The organism is Streptomyces sp. NPDC032822 (assembly GCF_055578825.1).
Map to the genome: position 1 here is coordinate 1 of NZ_JBVIOL010000036.1, position 16702 is coordinate 16702.

General features: G+C 70.5%; 8 protein-coding genes and 2 pseudogenes. 1 reads left to right on the top strand and 9 read right to left on the bottom strand.

All coding sequences use genetic code 11. From position 1 onward, the window contains the following. Nucleotides 1-486 precede the first annotated feature (486 nt). The gene (locus tag ACZ5VD_RS42660; RefSeq protein WP_468685902.1) at nucleotides 487-2247 is read right to left on the bottom strand and encodes a S8 family peptidase; all 1761 of its coding nucleotides are present in this window, start codon (nucleotides 2245-2247) and stop codon (nucleotides 487-489) included. A gap of 278 nt (nucleotides 2248-2525) precedes the next feature. Then, nucleotides 2526-2849: pseudogene (locus ACZ5VD_RS42665) on the bottom strand (transposase); the annotation flags it as partial. A gap of 329 nt (nucleotides 2850-3178) precedes the next feature. Between ACZ5VD_RS42665 and ACZ5VD_RS42670 the strand changes: the two are divergent. Continuing rightward, nucleotides 3179-3569: pseudogene (locus ACZ5VD_RS42670) on the top strand (family 1 glycosylhydrolase); the annotation flags it as partial. A 531-nt stretch (nucleotides 3570-4100) separates the two neighbouring features. Here the strand turns inward: ACZ5VD_RS42670 and ACZ5VD_RS42675 are convergent. The 7 genes from ACZ5VD_RS42675 to ACZ5VD_RS42705 form a co-directional block, all read right to left on the bottom strand. Continuing rightward, nucleotides 4101-5111, bottom strand: coding sequence for a leucine-rich repeat domain-containing protein (locus tag ACZ5VD_RS42675; protein ID WP_468685870.1), 1011 nt, complete (start codon nucleotides 5109-5111; stop codon nucleotides 4101-4103). Then, nucleotides 5074-5919 (bottom strand): glycosyltransferase family 2 protein, encoded by an 846-nt coding sequence (locus tag ACZ5VD_RS42680; RefSeq protein WP_468551819.1) that lies wholly within the window; start codon nucleotides 5917-5919, stop codon nucleotides 5074-5076. The genes ACZ5VD_RS42675 and ACZ5VD_RS42680 overlap by 38 nt, the downstream gene beginning before the upstream one ends. Further along, on the bottom strand, nucleotides 5916-8273 hold the full coding sequence (locus tag ACZ5VD_RS42685; protein ID WP_468685871.1) for a TIM-barrel domain-containing protein: 2358 nt from the start codon (nucleotides 8271-8273) through the stop codon (nucleotides 5916-5918). The genes ACZ5VD_RS42680 and ACZ5VD_RS42685 overlap by 4 nt, the downstream gene beginning before the upstream one ends. Before the next feature lie 65 nt (nucleotides 8274-8338). Then, a complete protein-coding gene (locus ACZ5VD_RS42690) occupies nucleotides 8339-10129 on the bottom strand; it encodes an ABC transporter ATP-binding protein (RefSeq protein WP_468685872.1) in 1791 nt (596 codons plus the stop codon). After that, complete coding sequence (locus ACZ5VD_RS42695) at nucleotides 10126-12018, bottom strand: ABC transporter ATP-binding protein (RefSeq protein WP_468685873.1); 1893 nt, start codon at nucleotides 12016-12018, stop codon at nucleotides 10126-10128. Before ACZ5VD_RS42695 ends, ACZ5VD_RS42690 begins: the two co-directional genes overlap by 4 nt. Beyond that, nucleotides 12015-14978: a glycoside hydrolase family 3 C-terminal domain-containing protein gene (locus ACZ5VD_RS42700; RefSeq protein WP_468685874.1), complete on the bottom strand. Its 2964-nt coding sequence runs from the start codon at nucleotides 14976-14978 to the stop codon at nucleotides 12015-12017. The genes ACZ5VD_RS42695 and ACZ5VD_RS42700 overlap by 4 nt, the downstream gene beginning before the upstream one ends. Continuing rightward, on the bottom strand, nucleotides 14975-16234 hold the full coding sequence (locus ACZ5VD_RS42705) for an Nramp family divalent metal transporter (RefSeq protein ID WP_468551814.1): 1260 nt from the start codon (nucleotides 16232-16234) through the stop codon (nucleotides 14975-14977). The genes ACZ5VD_RS42700 and ACZ5VD_RS42705 overlap by 4 nt, the downstream gene beginning before the upstream one ends. Between the last annotated feature and the right edge of the window lie 468 nt (nucleotides 16235-16702).

A 16702-nucleotide genomic window follows, 5' to 3' on the forward strand; every position in this document is an offset into this window, starting at 1 on the left:
CCAGACGCAGTGATCTCCGGCGCTTCGCGCCTCCAAACCGAGGATCACATTCCCGCCCGGCCTGAAGGCCGGGATTCCCTGCGAAGAACAAGGGAAGGCCGTAGGCCTCCCGCGGCGAGGCCGCCTCCGCGGCCCGGGCCGGGGCGGCGGCCCGCCGCTGAGCCGGCTGGCACTCCTCGGGGCCGCAGCGCGCGCAGCTGTGTCCGCGCTGCCTGTACGGGCAGCGCGGACACAGTCCTACAGATTCCTCAGGGGAGGCGCAGGTGCGCCGGACACCGGCCCCAGGCCGTCCGCGGCCTTCCTGGACGCCTCCGGCATATGGGCCCCGGCCGCGGCGTGCACCGCCGCCGAGGCCCATATGCCCTGTGCCGCCCAGCAGTTCGCAGCCCTGGCCGAGCAGACCGCAGCCCGCCTCGTTCGCGGTCGTGGGCGGTGAGCTGTCGCCGGCGCGGTGCGTGCTGTACGCGGGTGTTGCCGGGTCCTGCGCTAGAAGGTCAGGTTCCAGGCGTCGATCTTGCCTGTGTCGGAGGCGGCGTTGTCGTTGACGCGCAGCTTCCAGGTGCCGTTCGCGACCTCTGAGGAGGCGTTCACGGTGTAGGTCTGGGCGATGTTGTCGGCGCTGCCGCCGGCGTGGTTGTGCAGCGTGTAGAGGGTGCCGTCCGGCGCCACCAGGTCGACCTTCAGGTCACCGGTGTAGGTGTGCTTGATGTCCACACCTACCTTGAGGGTGGCCGGGGCGTTGCCGGTCACGCCGGTGACGGCGATCGGGCTCTCCACGGTCGCGTTGTCGTTGACGGCGAAGTCCGCGAGGTTCTCGAAGTACTTGCCGGGCGGCGGGGTGGTCCCGACGGTCTTGAGGGCGTCGGTCTGTCCCTCGCCGAAGAACGCGTTGTTGGCCGTCGTGCCCGTGCAGCGGCTGTCTGAGGGGCAGGCGATGTCGTTGGCCTGGGTGGCCAGCTTGGCGCGGATCTGGGCCGGGGTGATGCCCGGGTTGGCGCTGGCGATGAGTGCCGCCACGCCGACCACGTGCGGGGTGGCCATCGAGGTGCCGCTCTTGCTGCCGTAGCCGCCGCCGGGGACGGTGGAGTACACGTTGCTGCCCGGCGCCGCGATGTCGATGACGCCCTGCCCGTAGTTGGAGAACGAGGCCTTGGTGACGCCCGTGCCGTTGGCCGCGACCGTGACGACGCCCGGCAGTTCGGTCGGGATGTCGAGGCAGGCGTTGGTGATGGTGCGGGTGACCGGTGTCGAGTCGTTCGGGCTCGCGGAGTCGGTCGTCTTGTGGGCGAGGTCGTAGTTCTCGTTGCCCGCGGCGGCGATCTGGAGGGAGCCCTTGCCCTCGGCGTACTCCTGGGCGCGCTTGACGCCCTCGATGATGGCGGCCTGGTCGATGTTGTCGGGGCAGTTGAACTGCCACGGGTCTGTGTAATAGCTGTTGTTGGTGACCTGGAAGCCGTGGTCACCGGCCCAGACGAATCCGCAGATGGTGTTCTCGGCGAAGAAGAAGGCATTGCCCGGCTCGGCGACCCGGACCGCGGCGATCTTCACTCCGGGGGCCACGCCGACGACGCCCTTGCCGTTCTTGGCCGCGGCGATGGTGCCCGCTACGTGGGTGCCGTGTGTGTCGACGTCCCGCCAGGCGCCGGCACGGGTGTCGGGTTTGCCGTAGGCGCAGGAGACCGAGTCGGCCGCGTCGAAGTTGGGCGCCAGGTCTTGGTGCTGGTCGTCCACACCGGTGTCCAGGATGCCGACCTTGACCGAGGCGGAGCCCGGGTTCACGGCCCAGGCCTGGTCGGCCTTGATCTGGCTCATGTCGGCCCGGACCGGTTCTCCGGCCGGGGTCGAGGCCTGAGCCGGATTGGCCGGGAGCGCCGGGTTGTAGGCGTCGGCCGGGACGTCCGAGGTGCGCGTGGCGCCGACCTGCTGCACGCCGGTGACGCCGCGCATGGTGGCGGCGAATCCGCTGGACGCCGAGTGGGCGACGATCACGCCGATGGCGTCGAAGTTCGAGAAGACGGTGCCGCCGTTCGCCGCGATAGCGGAGCGGACCGCCGAACTGTCACCGGGGGCGGTGATCACGAGGTAGGCACGCGTGCCGGCCACCCAGGCCGCACTCTGGGAAGCCGGCACGGCGGCCGGAGCGTCGGCCTTGGCGGTCGGCACCTTGGAGGGGGCGACGGGGAGTGTGCCCGCGAGGGCGCCCGGGGCGCCGAACGCGAGGACGGTGCCGAGCGTGGCCGCCAGCACCAGCGTGCGTCTGGAGCGGCTGGATATGTGGGGTATCAAAGCGTCCTCCGAAGACGGCCCGGCCGTGCTGAGGGCACCGGCCGGGCCGTACGAAACGAGTGGTGGATGCAAGATGTCAGACGGGTCCTCCTGTGCGGAAGTACCTTTCCGTGCCGGGACGTTGTAGGGGCATGGCTGAAAAGAGACGTACTCCGGGCATTGGGGGGGCTGGATCCACTGAGAGCTCGGCGACGCCGACCGCCCCCCGGCCTACGCCGCCGACCTGATGCCCGCCTGGGCAAGGTCCGCCCGACCACCCAGCGCGCCCTGCCCAGCCCGCAAACGCGGGCGACGCCGCGTCAGGCGATCAGGGCTTTGATGCCGCGTTTTCACAGCAGGCGGCGGTGCTTGCCGAAGTCGTAGCCCCGGTCGGCGTACAGACGCCGGGGTTTGCGGCGGGGGCTCCCCCGCAGTCCCCGTAGCGGCGGGAGCGCGTCGAGCAGGGGCAGGAGCTGGGTGACGTCGTGGCGGTTGCCGCCGGTGAGGGTGATGGCGAGCGGGGTTCCGTGGCGGTAGACGATCAGGTGGTGCTTGGAGCCGGGGCGGGCGCAGTCGACGGGTGAGGGGCCGACGCGACCCTTCCTCTGAGGGCCCGGACATGCGATCCGTCCACGGAGCAGTCGTCCAGGTCCAGCAGGGCGGCGCGGTGAAGCTCGGTCAGCAGGGCGGCGTGCAGGCGGGGCCGTGCGCCTCGTCCGAGACTATGAAGCCCTGCCCCAGCGATCCCGCGCCATGGTCCACTGGGCCATGGCTAACAAAACTAGTCGTGAGCTCACCGGAGAATCCGCACCATCCTGGCGAATCGAAACCGACGAATCAGGCAGATCGATCTGAACGTTGATCAGATGCTCTCTTACTCCGGTCGTCACCCTGCACCACTTCGCCCACCCGCGAGGACCTACACCTGGAAGCGGCCCTGGACGACGACTGCGTCGGCGTCCAGTCGTACTCCAGCCAAGCCATCGACGAGAACGGCATCGTCACCCACCCCCTCAACCCCGACAACACCCTGACCAGGACCGCCTACCGGCCCGACGCTCTCGGCATCGCCACGGCCGACGACTCCCGCCGCATCGCCTCCACCGCCGAGGCGCTACGCCACCTCTTCGAGACGACCGACGAGGACGTCGACGTGCGCGGCTACCTCCACTGGAGCGCACTCGACAACTTCGCGTGGGGCCGCTGGGAGCCGACGTTCGGACTCGTGGCGGTGGACCGGGAGACCTTCGCGCGCCACCCCAAAATCGAGTCTGCGCTGGTTGGGTGACATGGCCGGGCGCTGACGGCCCTGCCCCTGACCGGAAGGCGCATTAGTCTGCCCGGAAGAGGCGGGCTGGCGCTGGCCCGCGAACTACCCGGCCGCATGCCGGTCCCCGACGGTGATGCTGACTGCCATGGACAGGACCGGCTACGTGCAGTGCGCCTTCGATTCCAGGGCCTCGGGGGTACTTGCTGAAAGCCGTTGCTTCCAAGGACCTTGTCCAAGCTGTGCGCACGGTCAGCCTCGGCGGTCGGGTGATCAAGCCACCAGACCTCGCCGACGCGGTGAGGGCGGCGACGCCGCTGACCATCCATGAGGCCGAAGGGTTCAGACCTGCAGCGGGCGGCCGGCGCGGTACTGGACCGGCCGGCGGTGCCGGTCCTGCCGGCCGTGCTCCTCTACACCTCTTTCAACGACCACGGCAAACCGATCGTGGACACGTCGTACGACGCGATGGCCACGTTCCGTGCGATGGAGCGGGACTTCCTGACCTGGACGACGTCTTCTACGAGAAGCGTGCCCGCTGAGACGTCGCCCAGGGAGAGAAAGGGCGTCAGGCCGCCGCGCGTGGTCCTTCCTCGCTGCGGAACTCGCCCCAGCGCAACTGCGTCAGGTGCCTCGCCCACTCCGGCGGACCGGGCAGGGGGTTGCCCTTCAGGCTGAACCAGGTCAGTGTGGTGAGCTGGCCGAGGCTGTCCGGCACGTCCGTCAGACGGTTGTGCTGGGCGCCGAACCGGGTCAGGGCGGTCAGCTCGGCCAACCGCCCTGGCAGCTCGGTCAGTCGGTTGTCGCTGACGTCCAGGCAGGTGAGCCGGGAGAGACCGCCGAGCCATCCCGGCAGGTGGGTCAGCCGGTTCGCCGCAAGGTCCAGCCTGCGCAGCTGAGCCAGCTCCGACAGGGCGGACGGAAGCTCGCGCAGGCGGTTCCCGCTCAGATCCAGCACGCTGAGCTCGCTCAAAGCGCCGAGCCAGTCGGGCAGGTGGCCGATCTTGTTCCCGGCGAGTCCCAGCATGTTGAGGCTGCCGGGCAGCACGGAGTGCGCGGGCAGTTCCGTCAGGCTGTTGTCCCTGAGGTCCAGCACCCGCAGGTCGTCCAGGTCGCCCAGCCACTGCGGCAACACGGTGATCGAGTTGCCCGCCAGGCGCAGCTGCCGCAACTGCCCGAGCCGGGCGCAGGCGTCCGGGACTCGGCTCAGCCGGTTGTCCGTCAGGTCGAGCCGGAACAGCCCCGCCGAGGGCACCGCTGCTTCCTCAAGCTCCGTCAGCCGGTTGCCCCGCAGCCCGAGATGGCGCAGGGCCGTCAGCCGCCCCATTCGCTCCGGCAGCCTGGACAGCCGGTTGCCGTCCAGGTCAAGACGTTGGAGCGAGGACAGTTCCGGGAGCCAGTGCGGCAGTTCGGTCAGCTGGTTGCCGCTCAGATCGAGCCAGCGCAACGAGGTGAGTGCCCGCACGGGCTCCGGGACTGCGGACAGGCCCCGCCCCGACAGGTCCAGCACGGTCACCGGCGCCGGTTCGTCGGTGAGTGTGTCAGTAGGTGAGGGTCCAGGCCCAGCCATGAGCTTCATCGGCCAGCTCCTTCCAGTAGGGGTGGTCGTCGTACGAGCTGCCGCACGGCTGAAGGCGCAGCCGCTCGTCCCGGACGTTGATGCGCCCGCCGTTCGCCTCGATGTGCCCGAGGACGGCCTGGGCCTCCGCGATGACCGCCGGATAGAACACTTTCCAGGTCCCGGTGTCGAACCGCTCCACCCGCCGGCGCATCCGGTCCACGACGGTGTCCGTCCACTTGAAGTGGTGCACCTGCGCGAAGCTCCGGTGGGCGGGCAGCCCGGTTCCGTCGGCGGCCCCATGGTGGCCGGACAGCAGGCCGACCCGGCCGCGGGCCAGCGTGGCCTTCATCGGGAGCGCCTTGGCCAGGTTCACCCCGACCGATCCGGCCAACGGATAGCGCCGCCACAACGAGGTGTCGTCCACGGCGGGGAAGGACCCGTCGACCGCGACCCGGTCGAGGAAGCAGCCGGTGACGTACTCGTATCCTTCCTGCTCGCACAGGGCGACCACGTCGTCCAACGGGCGGTCGTACACCTGGAATTCGTCCAGGTCCACGACCACGTACCAGTCGTCGGGGCTGAGGCTCATCACGTATTCGGTGATGCGCTCGTTGAGGTTCTGGTCCCACGGGCCGATGTGGGTGTGGAACAGCTCGACCCCGCAGGCGCGCGCGTACTCCTCGGCGAGGGCGAATTCCGGGTCGTCGGCGCGCTCGGCGTGCCGGACCAGCCGGAAGGATTCGATGCCGAGGCCGCGGTAGTGCTGGATCAGATGCGGCAGCAGAGCGACGTCGCCGCCGCCGAAGACGCAGACCAGGTGGATCATGCGGTCTCCCCGCTGATTCGCCACACGCCGTCGGCGTCCGGGGTCGCGGGCTGTCCGGCGACGGTCACGGCTGTGGGCGGCTGGACCCCCGCGATCGTGGGGAAGATGACGCCGCGCACCGTCAGCGGGCCCTCGACGGTGAGTTCGGACCGCTCGCCGGTGCGGGTGAGCCGGACGAGGCTGGTGCCCCGCTCGTCGTGGACAGTCGTCTCGCCCGCACCGCCCGTCCAGCAGGCGAGCGTGACGCCGTCCGGCAGGCCATCAGTGGTCTCGGGTGTTCCCTCGGCCAGCGGGACCAAAGCACCGGCCCGTACGAACAGCGGCACCTGATCAAGGGGTTTGGTCACCCGCACATGGCGGCCACCCTCGTGGACCTCGCCCGTCCAGTGATCGATCCAGCTGCCCGACGGCAGGTAGACGCCGCGCTCGCCCTCGGTGTTGGTGACCGGAGCGATCAGCAGGTCCGGGCCGAAGAGGTACTCGGACTCGGCGGTCCAGGCAGCGGGTTCGTCCGGTGCTGCCAGTGCCAGCGGCCGCATGATCGGGGCACCCGAGCGGCCCGCTTCGACGGCCGCCGAGTACAGGTAGGGCAGCAGCCGGTAGCGCAGTCGTACGGCGTCGATGATCGCCCGGTCCACCTCCTCGGGGAAGTCCCACGGGAAGCGCGAGCTCGTGCCGTGGAAGCGCATGAGCGGCGAGAACGCCCCGAACTGGGCGGAGCGTGCCATGACTTCACCGGACGGCACGCCCGTGAACCCTCCGACGTCGTGGCTCCAGTACGGCACACCGCTGAACGCGTAGGACAGGCCGCCGCGCAGCGTCGACGCCATCGCGGAGAAGGTCGTGTTGTTGTCGCCCGCCCACTGGCCGCAGTGCCGCTGACCACCGGTGAACGACGACCGGGCCCATACCACGCGGTGCCCCGCGATCTCCTCGGTCACATCAGCGACAGCGTCGTTGAACAGCAGCGAGTAGACATTGTGCAGTTCCTCGCCGGTCATCCCGTTCGACGCGACCGCGTCGAACGGGATCCCCTCCCCGAAGTCGGTCTTGAAAACGCTGACGCCCTGCTCCAGCAGCGGCCTGAGCAGGCTCTGGAACCAGGCTGTGGCCTGTGGGTCGGTGAAGTCGACGATGCCGCACTCGGGACGCGCGCCGTGCCAGACGTCCGCCACGTAGAGTGAACCGTCCTCGCGGGTGAGGAAGCGGCCCGCGTCCGCGGCCTCCTGGAACAGGGGGCTGTTGACGCTGATGTACGGGTTCATCCATACGCACACCCGGAAGCCGAGCGAAGAGATCTCCTTGAGCATCGTCTCGGGGTCGGGGAAGCACTCCTCGTCCCAGCGCAGGTCCGACCAGTTGCCCCGCTGCTGCCAGTACGCGTCCAGGTGCAGCACGTCGCAGGGGATGCCGTGCTCCCGGATTCGCCGGGCCTGCGCCACCGTCTCCTCCTGGTTGATGCGCAGGTAACCGGTCGAGATCCAGGTGCCCAGCGCCCACCTGGGTGGGGTGACCGGACGGCCGGTGAGGCGGTGGAAGCGGTCCAGGACGCTGGTCGGGTCCGGACCCGCGAGAACGTAGTAGTCGAGCAGGTCGTCGGGGACGGTGATCTGCACACAGGAGTGCGTCGAGTGGCACATGTCGAACTCGGTGGCGGCGCCGCTGTCGACGAGGACGCCGTAGCCGCGGCTGGACTGGTAGAACGGAACGTTCTTGTAGGAGCGTTCGGATTCGGAGCTGAAGGCGTCGTAGTTCCAGCTCGTGATCCGCTGCCCGCGCTTGTCGAGCACGGTGAACTTCTCACCGAGCCCCACGAACCGCTCGTCGGGCAGCGCCGAGAAGGTCTCGTGGTACGCCACCGTCGTCCCGTCGGTCGCGTGGGACCGTCCGAAGGGCAGGATGCGCAGCTTGAAGGTGATGTCGGACTCATGGCCGTTCTGCTCGGTCAGCAGTCGGCCGTCGGCGTCGGTGAAGCGGATCCGCCAGGGGGCGAAGTCGATCTCGGCGCGCACCGAACCGGCGTCCACGACTGTTCCCCCCTCGCGCGGTTCGACCCGGGCGTCGGCGTACGGGGCGGGGGTGACCAGGTGCAGGGCGCGCGCCGAGCGTTGCACGGCGTCGGCGTCCGGGGCGAGCCGGACCCTGATCACGCCCTCCCCGGCGGCCCGGACAGTGACGTGCAGTTCGTCGCCGGTGGACGTCTTCGCCCGCAGGACGAGGCCGTCGGTTTCCCGGCTGATCGGCTCGGCGCTGACGACCTGGCTCGGGCCCGGGTCGTCGGGGCCCCGCACCGGCAGGTCGGCGGGATCGGCGACATGGGTGATCCAGGGGGCCAGGGGCTGGCGGTAGGGCATGGAGGAACTCCTTGAGTGAACGAAGGATGGGGCCAGTGGGAGAACCGCAGGGTCCAACGGGAGGCTCAGAGTCGGTGCAACTCCCGGTGTAATTGGAGGAGTTCGGCGTAGCGGCCGTGTTCCGACAGCAGTTGCTCATGGGTGCCGGCCTCCACGAGACGCCCCTCTTCCATGACGAGGATGAGATCGGCGTCCCGCACTGTGGGCAGTCGGTGCGAGACGATCACGGTGACCGTCCCGTGGTCGGCGGCGAGCCTGCGGGCGATGTGCCGATGGTGGCGGAAAACGGCGTACTCGCTGGGCGCGTCAAGCGCGGCGGTCGGCTCGTCGAGTACCAGTAGGAGCGGGGTCGGACGCATGGCCGACCGGGCCAACGCCAGCCGCTGCCACTGGCCCTCCGACAGGTCGGTGCCGCCGAAGTCCTTGCCGAGCAGGGTGTCCAGGCCGTCCGGGAGATGCTCCACGACGGTGTGCGCGTTGCCGTCGTGCACGGCCTGGAGCACTGCGGGCTCGTCACCGGCCCGCGCCAGGTCGCCGATGCCGACCGCCTCGCGCAAGGTGGTCCGATAGCGGCCGAAGTCCTGGAAGGCGGCGCTGACACGGGCCCGCCAGACGCCGATGTCCGTCTCGTCCAGCGCGACGCCGTCGACCGTGATCCGGCCGTGCGTCGGCTCGTAGAACCCGCACAGCAGCTTGACCAGCGACGTCTTGCCGGACCCGTACTCCCCGACGACGGCCACGGTGGCCCCGGCGGGCAGTTGCGCGGACACCGCCCGTACGGCGTCCCGGTCGGCCCGCGGATAGCGGAAGCCGACGTCCTCCAGCGTGATTCCCCGGCGCAGCGCGCCGGGCAGCCGCGCGGTATGCGGGGCGGGGGGCTCGGCCTGTTCGCGGTGATCGAGCAGCCACAGATACGGATCCAGGGCCTCTGTTCCGCCCACCGCGGCGCCGACGCTGTGGACGGTCTGCTCGACCTGTCTGCGCAACTGGGCCGAGAGCGTCACCGCGAGCAGCAGGTCCCCCGCCGATCGCAGTCCCTGGCTCGCGAGATAAGCGGCGTAGGCAAGGCCGCCCACGAAGGCGCAGGTGAACAGCAGCCAGCCCACCGAGGCCAGCAGTGCCCCGCGCAGCCGTGCCCGGTGCTGGGTCTGGGTGGCCGTCCGCCACTCGTCGTCCCGCAGTTCGCGCAGTCGCTCCCCAGCCCCGGCCACCATGATCTCCTTCGCGGATGCGGCGGAGATGAGCAGGCCGAAAAGGTGCTCCTCACGGCGGCTCGGCTGGGCGGACCGAAGCATCGCCGTCCGGATACCGCGCTGTGCGTACTGGTGCAGCAGCAGCGGGACGGCGGCGAACGGCACCAGGAGCAGCAGGACGGGATGCACCTGCACGAGCAGGACCGCGCTCGCTCCGATGCCCAGCACGCTGCCGACCGACTCCAGCGGAACCCACGCCGCCGAGACGAGGTTCGGTCCGCTTCCCAGGGCCAGCGAGACACGGTCCAGGTAGTCGGGGCGCTCAAGGTGCTCCAGTCGGCGCAGTCCGGTGACGATGCCGAGGATCTCCTGGTCGAGGTCCAGGCCGACCCGTTCGCCGAGGCTGCCGCGCAGCGCCTCGCGTGCGCCGGAGCCGATGTGGACGACCAGGACGCACACGGTGGCGCCCGCGGCCGCGCTCAGCATCCGCCCGTCCTGTCCCGCCTCCGCGCTGTCGACCAGAGACCGCACGCTCAGGGCGAGCAGGGACACGGCCGCGCTTCCGGCGGCGATCAGCCCGGCCAGTGTCGCGGTCGCGCCCGGTGCGGTGCGGCGGCACCGGTTCAAGAGCGCCAGCCACACGGAGAACCGTCCTTGTGTCATTGGGACCTCCCCAATCGGACCGTCACGTCCCGCAGGGCCTCACGATCGGAGACCTGTGCGGCGAACAGGGCGGAGTAGACGCCGTCGAGGTCCATCAGGTCCTCGTGGGTGCCGGTCTCGACGATCCGGCCACCGTCCAGACACGCGATGCGGTCGGCCTGCTGGATCGTGGAGATCCGGTGCGAGACCAGCACCACGGAGACGTCACGCAGGCCGTGGACGACTCTGCGGAACACCTCGAGTTCCGTGCGAACGTCCAGATGCGCGGTCGGTTCGTCCAGGACGAGGAGGCGGGCCCCAGCTTGTACCGCGTACAGGGCCCGCGTGAGCGCCACGTGCTGCCACTGGCCTCCCGACAGGTCGACGCCGCCGGTGAACGCGGGTGACAGCGGGGTCAACCAGCCGTCCGGCAACCGTTCGATCAGCCGCTCGCTGCCGGCCTCCCGGGCGGCGGCGTCCAGCCGGTCCGGTGTGGGGAGCCGATGCGGGGCGCCCAGGGCGACGTTGTCCGCCACGGTGAGGCCGTACTGCACGAAATCCTGGAAGACGACCGCCACCTGACGGCGCCACGCGTCAGCGTCGAGCGACGCCACGTCCGTCCCGTCCACGGTGATCCGGCCGGTGTCGGGTCGATAGAGGTCCGCGAGCAGTTTGATGAGGGTGCTCTTGCCGGCTCCGTTGCGCCCCACCAGGGCGAGCACCTCACCGGGACGGATCTCCAGGTCGCAGCCGTCCAGTACGGGCCGGTCGGCGCCCGGGTAGCCGAAGGCGACGCCCTCAAGCCGGACGATCGGAGCCCGGGCCGTGGCAGGTGACGGCGGCTCCGCCCCTCCTTCCCCTGAGGCCCGCGCCACGGCGCGTTGCCCGGGGGCGAGTTCGCTCCGCAGCCGCCGCAGCGAGGCCGCCGCTGGCAGGCCGCCCGCCGCGCTGACCGTGTCGCTGTCCGAGGCGGCCATGCCCAGGACAGCGATCACGGCGGTGACCATGGCCCCGAGTCCGCCGGCGGACACCTTTCCCGCCACGGCTCCCCGGCCGATCGATTCCAGGGCCACCAGTGCCGCCACCCCGACCACCGCGAGTGCGGCCCAGTGCCGTGAGCCCAGCTGGCCGCCCCGGAGCCAGATCGGTTCGACGTAGGAGAGGAAACTGCTGCGCCACCTGGCGGTGAGCCAGTCCTGAAGACCGAACAGACGGGTCTCTTTCGCCGGGCCGGGAGCCAAGGCCTGGTCCTGCCAGTACCGGGCCCTGCGGGCGGCCTGCGCGCCCGAGACCGCGACCTCGGCGATGGCCAGGGTGTTGCGGCTGAGCACATGGCGGGCGGCCAGCACAGTGGCGACCAGTCCGAGGACCAGCCACCAGGCGTACTGGACGAGCACCACGCAGCAGCTGGAGACCTGCACGACCCGAAAGCACAGCCGTAGCTGGGCCACGGCCGCCTGGCCGGGCGTGCTCTCGGTCCAGCTGGACGTCTGCCGGGCGGACGACAACAGCAGGTCGTTCTGGACGCCAGGCATCTCCAGCGCGGCGACGCCCGGCGCCCTGAGCACCAGAGCGGCCACGGCGTCGCGGCGGGCCCCGTCGATCCGCCGGGCGGCCAGGGTCCGTAGGACGCTGCCGAGGAGGTCGGCGGTCTGTGCGGCGATCAGAGTGCCGCCGAGCAGAAGCAACGGCGGCCACCATGCGTGGCCCGCCGCGCCTGTCACGGCGTCGACGAGTGCGCCCGTCGCGTACGCGGACACCGCGGGCTGGAGCGCCTGGACACTGAGGACAGCCAGCAGCGCGACCAGACAGGCGGCTCCGGCGCCGGGCAGGGGCCTCAGCACGTCCAGTCGCTGCCGGACCCGGTTCTGCCACCCGCGCGGCGGGTGACTGCGCGCGGATCGTGTCATCGGACGGCCTCCGAGGGTGCGCCGACGTCCGGGGCGGCGGTCAGCCCGAGCGAGGCGAGGCGGCCGGGACCGGTGAAGACGAGATAGAGGTCGTGTCGCCCGACGACCGGCGCCAACGGCACGATGTCGGTCTGCCAGTCGTAACGCCCGTTCGCGCCCTGCGGCAGGTCGGCGACGCCGAGCAGGGAACCCGTGGCGGGGTCGTCGACGCGAATCTCGATGCGAGCGCGGGAACCGACTCGGCCGGCCTCCCGCTCGACGCCGCCCAACCGCAGTACCGCGCCCGTGTGTTCGGGGCGGAACTCCACGTCTCGGAACAGCAGCCAGGCGCCGGGCTCCCGGGCGGCGACTGCCTCCCCGGTCGTCGGGCTCGCGTCGATCAGCCGTACGGCGTGGTAGTCGTCGAAGTCGACGGCCCGGACCAGTGCGGAGGCGAGGTCGCGCGGAGGCAGCGGTTCGGCGGTGACGGTGAGGATGGAACCCGCCGGGCCGTCGCCCGTGGCACTGGGCGCCACGGTCAGTTCGTAGCGTCCGGGCGCCACGGCGTACCGGCGACGCCCCACGTCCCAGTGGGCCAGTTCCCGAACGGGGAGCGGGAACTGTACGCGCCGGGTCTCGCCGGGCTCCAACCGCACCCGCCGAAATCCGTGGAGTTGGCGCGACGGGCGGGGCACCGGGGCGTCCAGGGCACGTACATAGAGCTGCGCCACCTCCTCCCCGGCACGGTCGCCGGTGTTGGTGACCTCGGCCGAGACCGTCACCACGTCGTCCGGGCCCGCGGTCGGGGTGTCCGGCACGGGCGCTGCGTACCGGAAGCTCGTGTAGCCAAGGCCGTGCCCGAAGGGGAACAGCGGTTCACGGTCGGAGTACAGGTAGGTGAGCCGGGATTTGATGATGTCGTAGTCGTGAATGTCGCCGAGGTCGTCGGCCGACCGGTACCAGGTCTGCGGCAATCGTCCGGTGGGAGCGTGGTCGCCGTAGAGCAGGTCGGCCAGGCCGTTGCCGAGCTCCTGGCCACCGTGGCTCGTCCACAGCAGTGCCGCTGCGCGTTCGGCGAGTTCGGGGACTCCGAGGGGGTGTCCGCTGACCAGCACGACAGCCGTGCGCGGATGGGCCGTGAGGACCGCCGCGACGAGTTCTGACTGGCCGAGGGGCAGTCCGAGGTCTGTCCGGTCGTGTCCCTCACTGCCGTTGATCTGCGGATGGGTGCCGACCAGGACGACGACGTCGTCCGCCGCGCGTGCCGCCCGGACCGCGGTGTCGATGCCCTGGGAGCGGGTCTCCAGGTCCAGCGGCAGGGCACTGCCTGCGTCGGCCGCCGTCAGATCCACCTCGCTGTCGTCGTCGGACGACGTGTCGAGCGCGACGTACCGCCCCGAGTGCACGTTGCGCAGTGACCAGGAGCCGTCCGGGTCACCCCGCTCCAGGCGGAAGGTCTGTTCGATCTCCCAGCCGTACGGCTCCTGGCGGTCGCAGCGCAGTCTCTCGTGTCGGCTGCCGTCGGCTCGCTTCTCGCCCCGCTCCCGGGACAGGAACAGGCCGTTCGCCACCGACCGCAGGGTGATGCCGCCCTCGCCCCAGTCGAACACCTCGAAGGCGACCGTGTCGTCGTCCGCGGTCGTCAGACGCACCTCGCCGTCCGCGCCCACCGTCAGTCGGCGGCCGTCCTTTCGGTGCCGCAGGGAGATCCGGTCGAGGCCGGCCTCATACACGACCGTTCCCGTCGACCGGGCGCGCATGCCGTCGACCGGCGTGATGCGGTACGGCAGCGGCCCGCCGTACCAGTCGCGGGAGCAGCGGTCCGCCAGGGGGCCGATGACGGCGACGCGCCGGCCCGGCGCGTCGGGCAGTGGAAGGGTGCCGTCGTTGCGCAGCAGCACCACCGACCGGCGTACGGCCTCGCGGGCCAGCTCGCGGTGGTCCGGTGCGTCGAGGGTGCAGGGGGTGCCCGGGAGCTGGGCGGGGTCGAGGTCGCCGGCGAGGGCCCGCAGCAGCAGCATCCGCCGGGCCGAGGCGTCGACCTCCTCCTCGGTGAGCAGTCCTTGGGCGACGGCGTTGCGCAGGGCCTCGACCGTGATGGTCGGGTCCGTCCAGTGGTCGGTGAAACTGTCGAGGCCCGCCCGCATGGCCGCGGGGTAGGCGTGCCCCCGGTCCTCGAAGTAGCGGCTCTTCTCGATGATGTCGGACGGGGCGAAGCCGTCGGAGATCACGGCGAGGTCGGGGTTGTGGGCTCGCAGCAACCGCAGGTGCTCACTGAGGTGGTTCGGGCGACCGTTGAGCACGTGGTAGGAGGGCATCACGGCCGCCGCCACCCCGGCCTTCACCGGTTCCAGGAAGGGCACCAGGTCGTACTCGTGCAGGACCCGGGGGCGCAGGTCCATGGACACGGCGAACTTGTCGGTTTCGTGGTTGTAGGCGATGAAGTGCTTCAGCGTGGGCACGAGGCGCCATCGGGCGGGTCGTTCGCCGGGCGCCGCGCCGCGCAGCCCGGCGCAGAACGCCACTGCCAGCACCGAGGTGAGCAGGGGGTCCTCGCTGTAGCCCTCCTCGTTGCGCCCCCAGCGGGGGTCTCGCAGCAGGTTGACCACGGGGGACCAGACGTTGCGCGACATCGCCGCGTGAGCGCGGTCGCGCTGGAGCAAGGAGTCCACCTCGGAGCCGATGACGTCGGCGATTCGTTCCAGGAGGGCGGGGTCCCAGGTCGCGCCGAGCCCGACGGCCTGCGGGAACACCGTGCCGGGGGTCTTCGTCACGATCCCGTGCAGGACCTCGCCGCCGGGGTGGAAGGGCGGCAGTCCGATCCGGGGCACGGGCGGCTGGTGGTTGTGCAGGAGGGAGATCTTCTCGTCGAGGGTCAGACGGGCCAGCACTTGGTCGGCGAGTTCTCGGGCGTCCTGGACGCGGTGGCCGCCGTCCGTTGCGGTGGCCGTGGGCGCATCGGCCGCGGGCGAGTGGGTCATGAGGTGAAAACTCCCCAGAGCAGAAGGACGTTGAGAGCGACGATCAGGGCGGTGATCAGGCACAGGGCGAACGTGGTGGCACGGTTGTTGACGAACTCGCCCATCACGTCCCGGCGGGAGGTGAACCAGACCAGGGGCACCAGGGCGAACGGCACGCCGAAGGACAGCACGACCTGCGACCACACGAGCGCGGTGCTCGGATCCACGCCGGCGGTGAGCACCGCGAGCGCCGGCACGAGGGTGACGATCCGCCGCAGCAGCAGCGGTACGGATCGGCGCAGGAAGCCGTTCATCACCGTCTGGCCCGCATACGTGCCCACCGACGAGGCGGCGAAGCCGGACGCCAGCAGGGCCACGGCGAAGGCCCATGCCGCCGCGGAGCCGGTGCGCTCACCCATCAGCTGGTGGACCGCGGACAGGTCGTCGAGGGACTCTCCGGCGAACAGCTGCGCGGCGATCACGAGCATGGAGATGTTGACGGTCGCCGCGATACCGAGGGCCAGGGCGACGTCGACGCGCAGTCCGCGCAGCCAGGACCTGCTCACAGGTACGGCCGCGGTGTTGCGTCGGCCCGCGGTCAGCGCAGGATGCAGATAGATGGCGTGCGGCATCACGGTGGCCCCGACGATCCCGGTGGCGAGGACCAGGCTCTCGGGTCCCGCGAACCCGGGAACCATCCCGGCGGCGAGCCCGTCGGTGGAGACACCGGCGACCATCAGGTCGTAACAGAAGCCAGCCACGATCACCAGGAACATCGCCGCGACGACCGCCTCGAACCGGCGCTGTCTGCGCGTCTCCAGGGACAGTACGGCGAAGGCGATCAGCCCGGTCATGGCGCCTCCGACTGGCAGCGGCACACCGAAGAGCAGCTGCAGGGCTATCGCGCCGCCCACGACCTCGGCGAGATCGGTGGCGATCATGACGCCCTCGGCCTGGATCCACAGCCCCAGACGCCATCGCCGGGGCAGGTGTTCACGGCACAGTTGGGACAGGTCCCGCCCGGTCGCCAGCCCCAGCCTGGCCGCGGTGGCCTGGACGAGCATGGCGCAGACGCTGGACAGCACGATGACCCACAGCAGCCGGTAGCCGAACGTCGAGCCCGCCGCCATGTTGGTGGCGAAGTTTCCGGGGTCGACATACGCGCTGCCAGCGACAAAGGCGGGCCCCAGCATGGCGAGCCAGGAGTGAGGCACCGCCGCGGCCTTGGGTGTGGAGTGGGCAGCCGCCCTCAGGGGCGGCGAAAAGTTTGACGGCATGGAATCCCTCCGACCTTGAGTGGGATTCGGCCGTGAGGGAGGAGATCCGGGCCGGCTGGGCGAGTGATCGCGGTCAGCGGGCCGAAGACTGACAATGAGCGGTCGCCGCCGCGGTGTCAAGCACCCCTCAAGCTCCTTGAGCCGCAGGGGGGTTGGCAGGAAGGGGCACAGGCTCGTAGCTGCCAGCCGGAACGGTGGCGCCCGGACTTCCGCCTGGGCATCATCGTTATGGGATTCGGCCCCGAGGGAATCAAACCATACGCTCAGCCCTCACCTTCCATGCAATTCGCGCCGCTCGCTCAACTTTCGAGTGCTCGCCAATCGGGCACTTTGTCAAATCATCCCGTATTGAATGCGATTGGAGATCCGTCATGCTTTTTTGCGCTCTTTTCCTCGCTTTCACCGCCGCCCTCGGCGCCGTCGCCGCGCCCTCCATTGAGGCATCGGACCGGTCCGGCACGGTGTTGG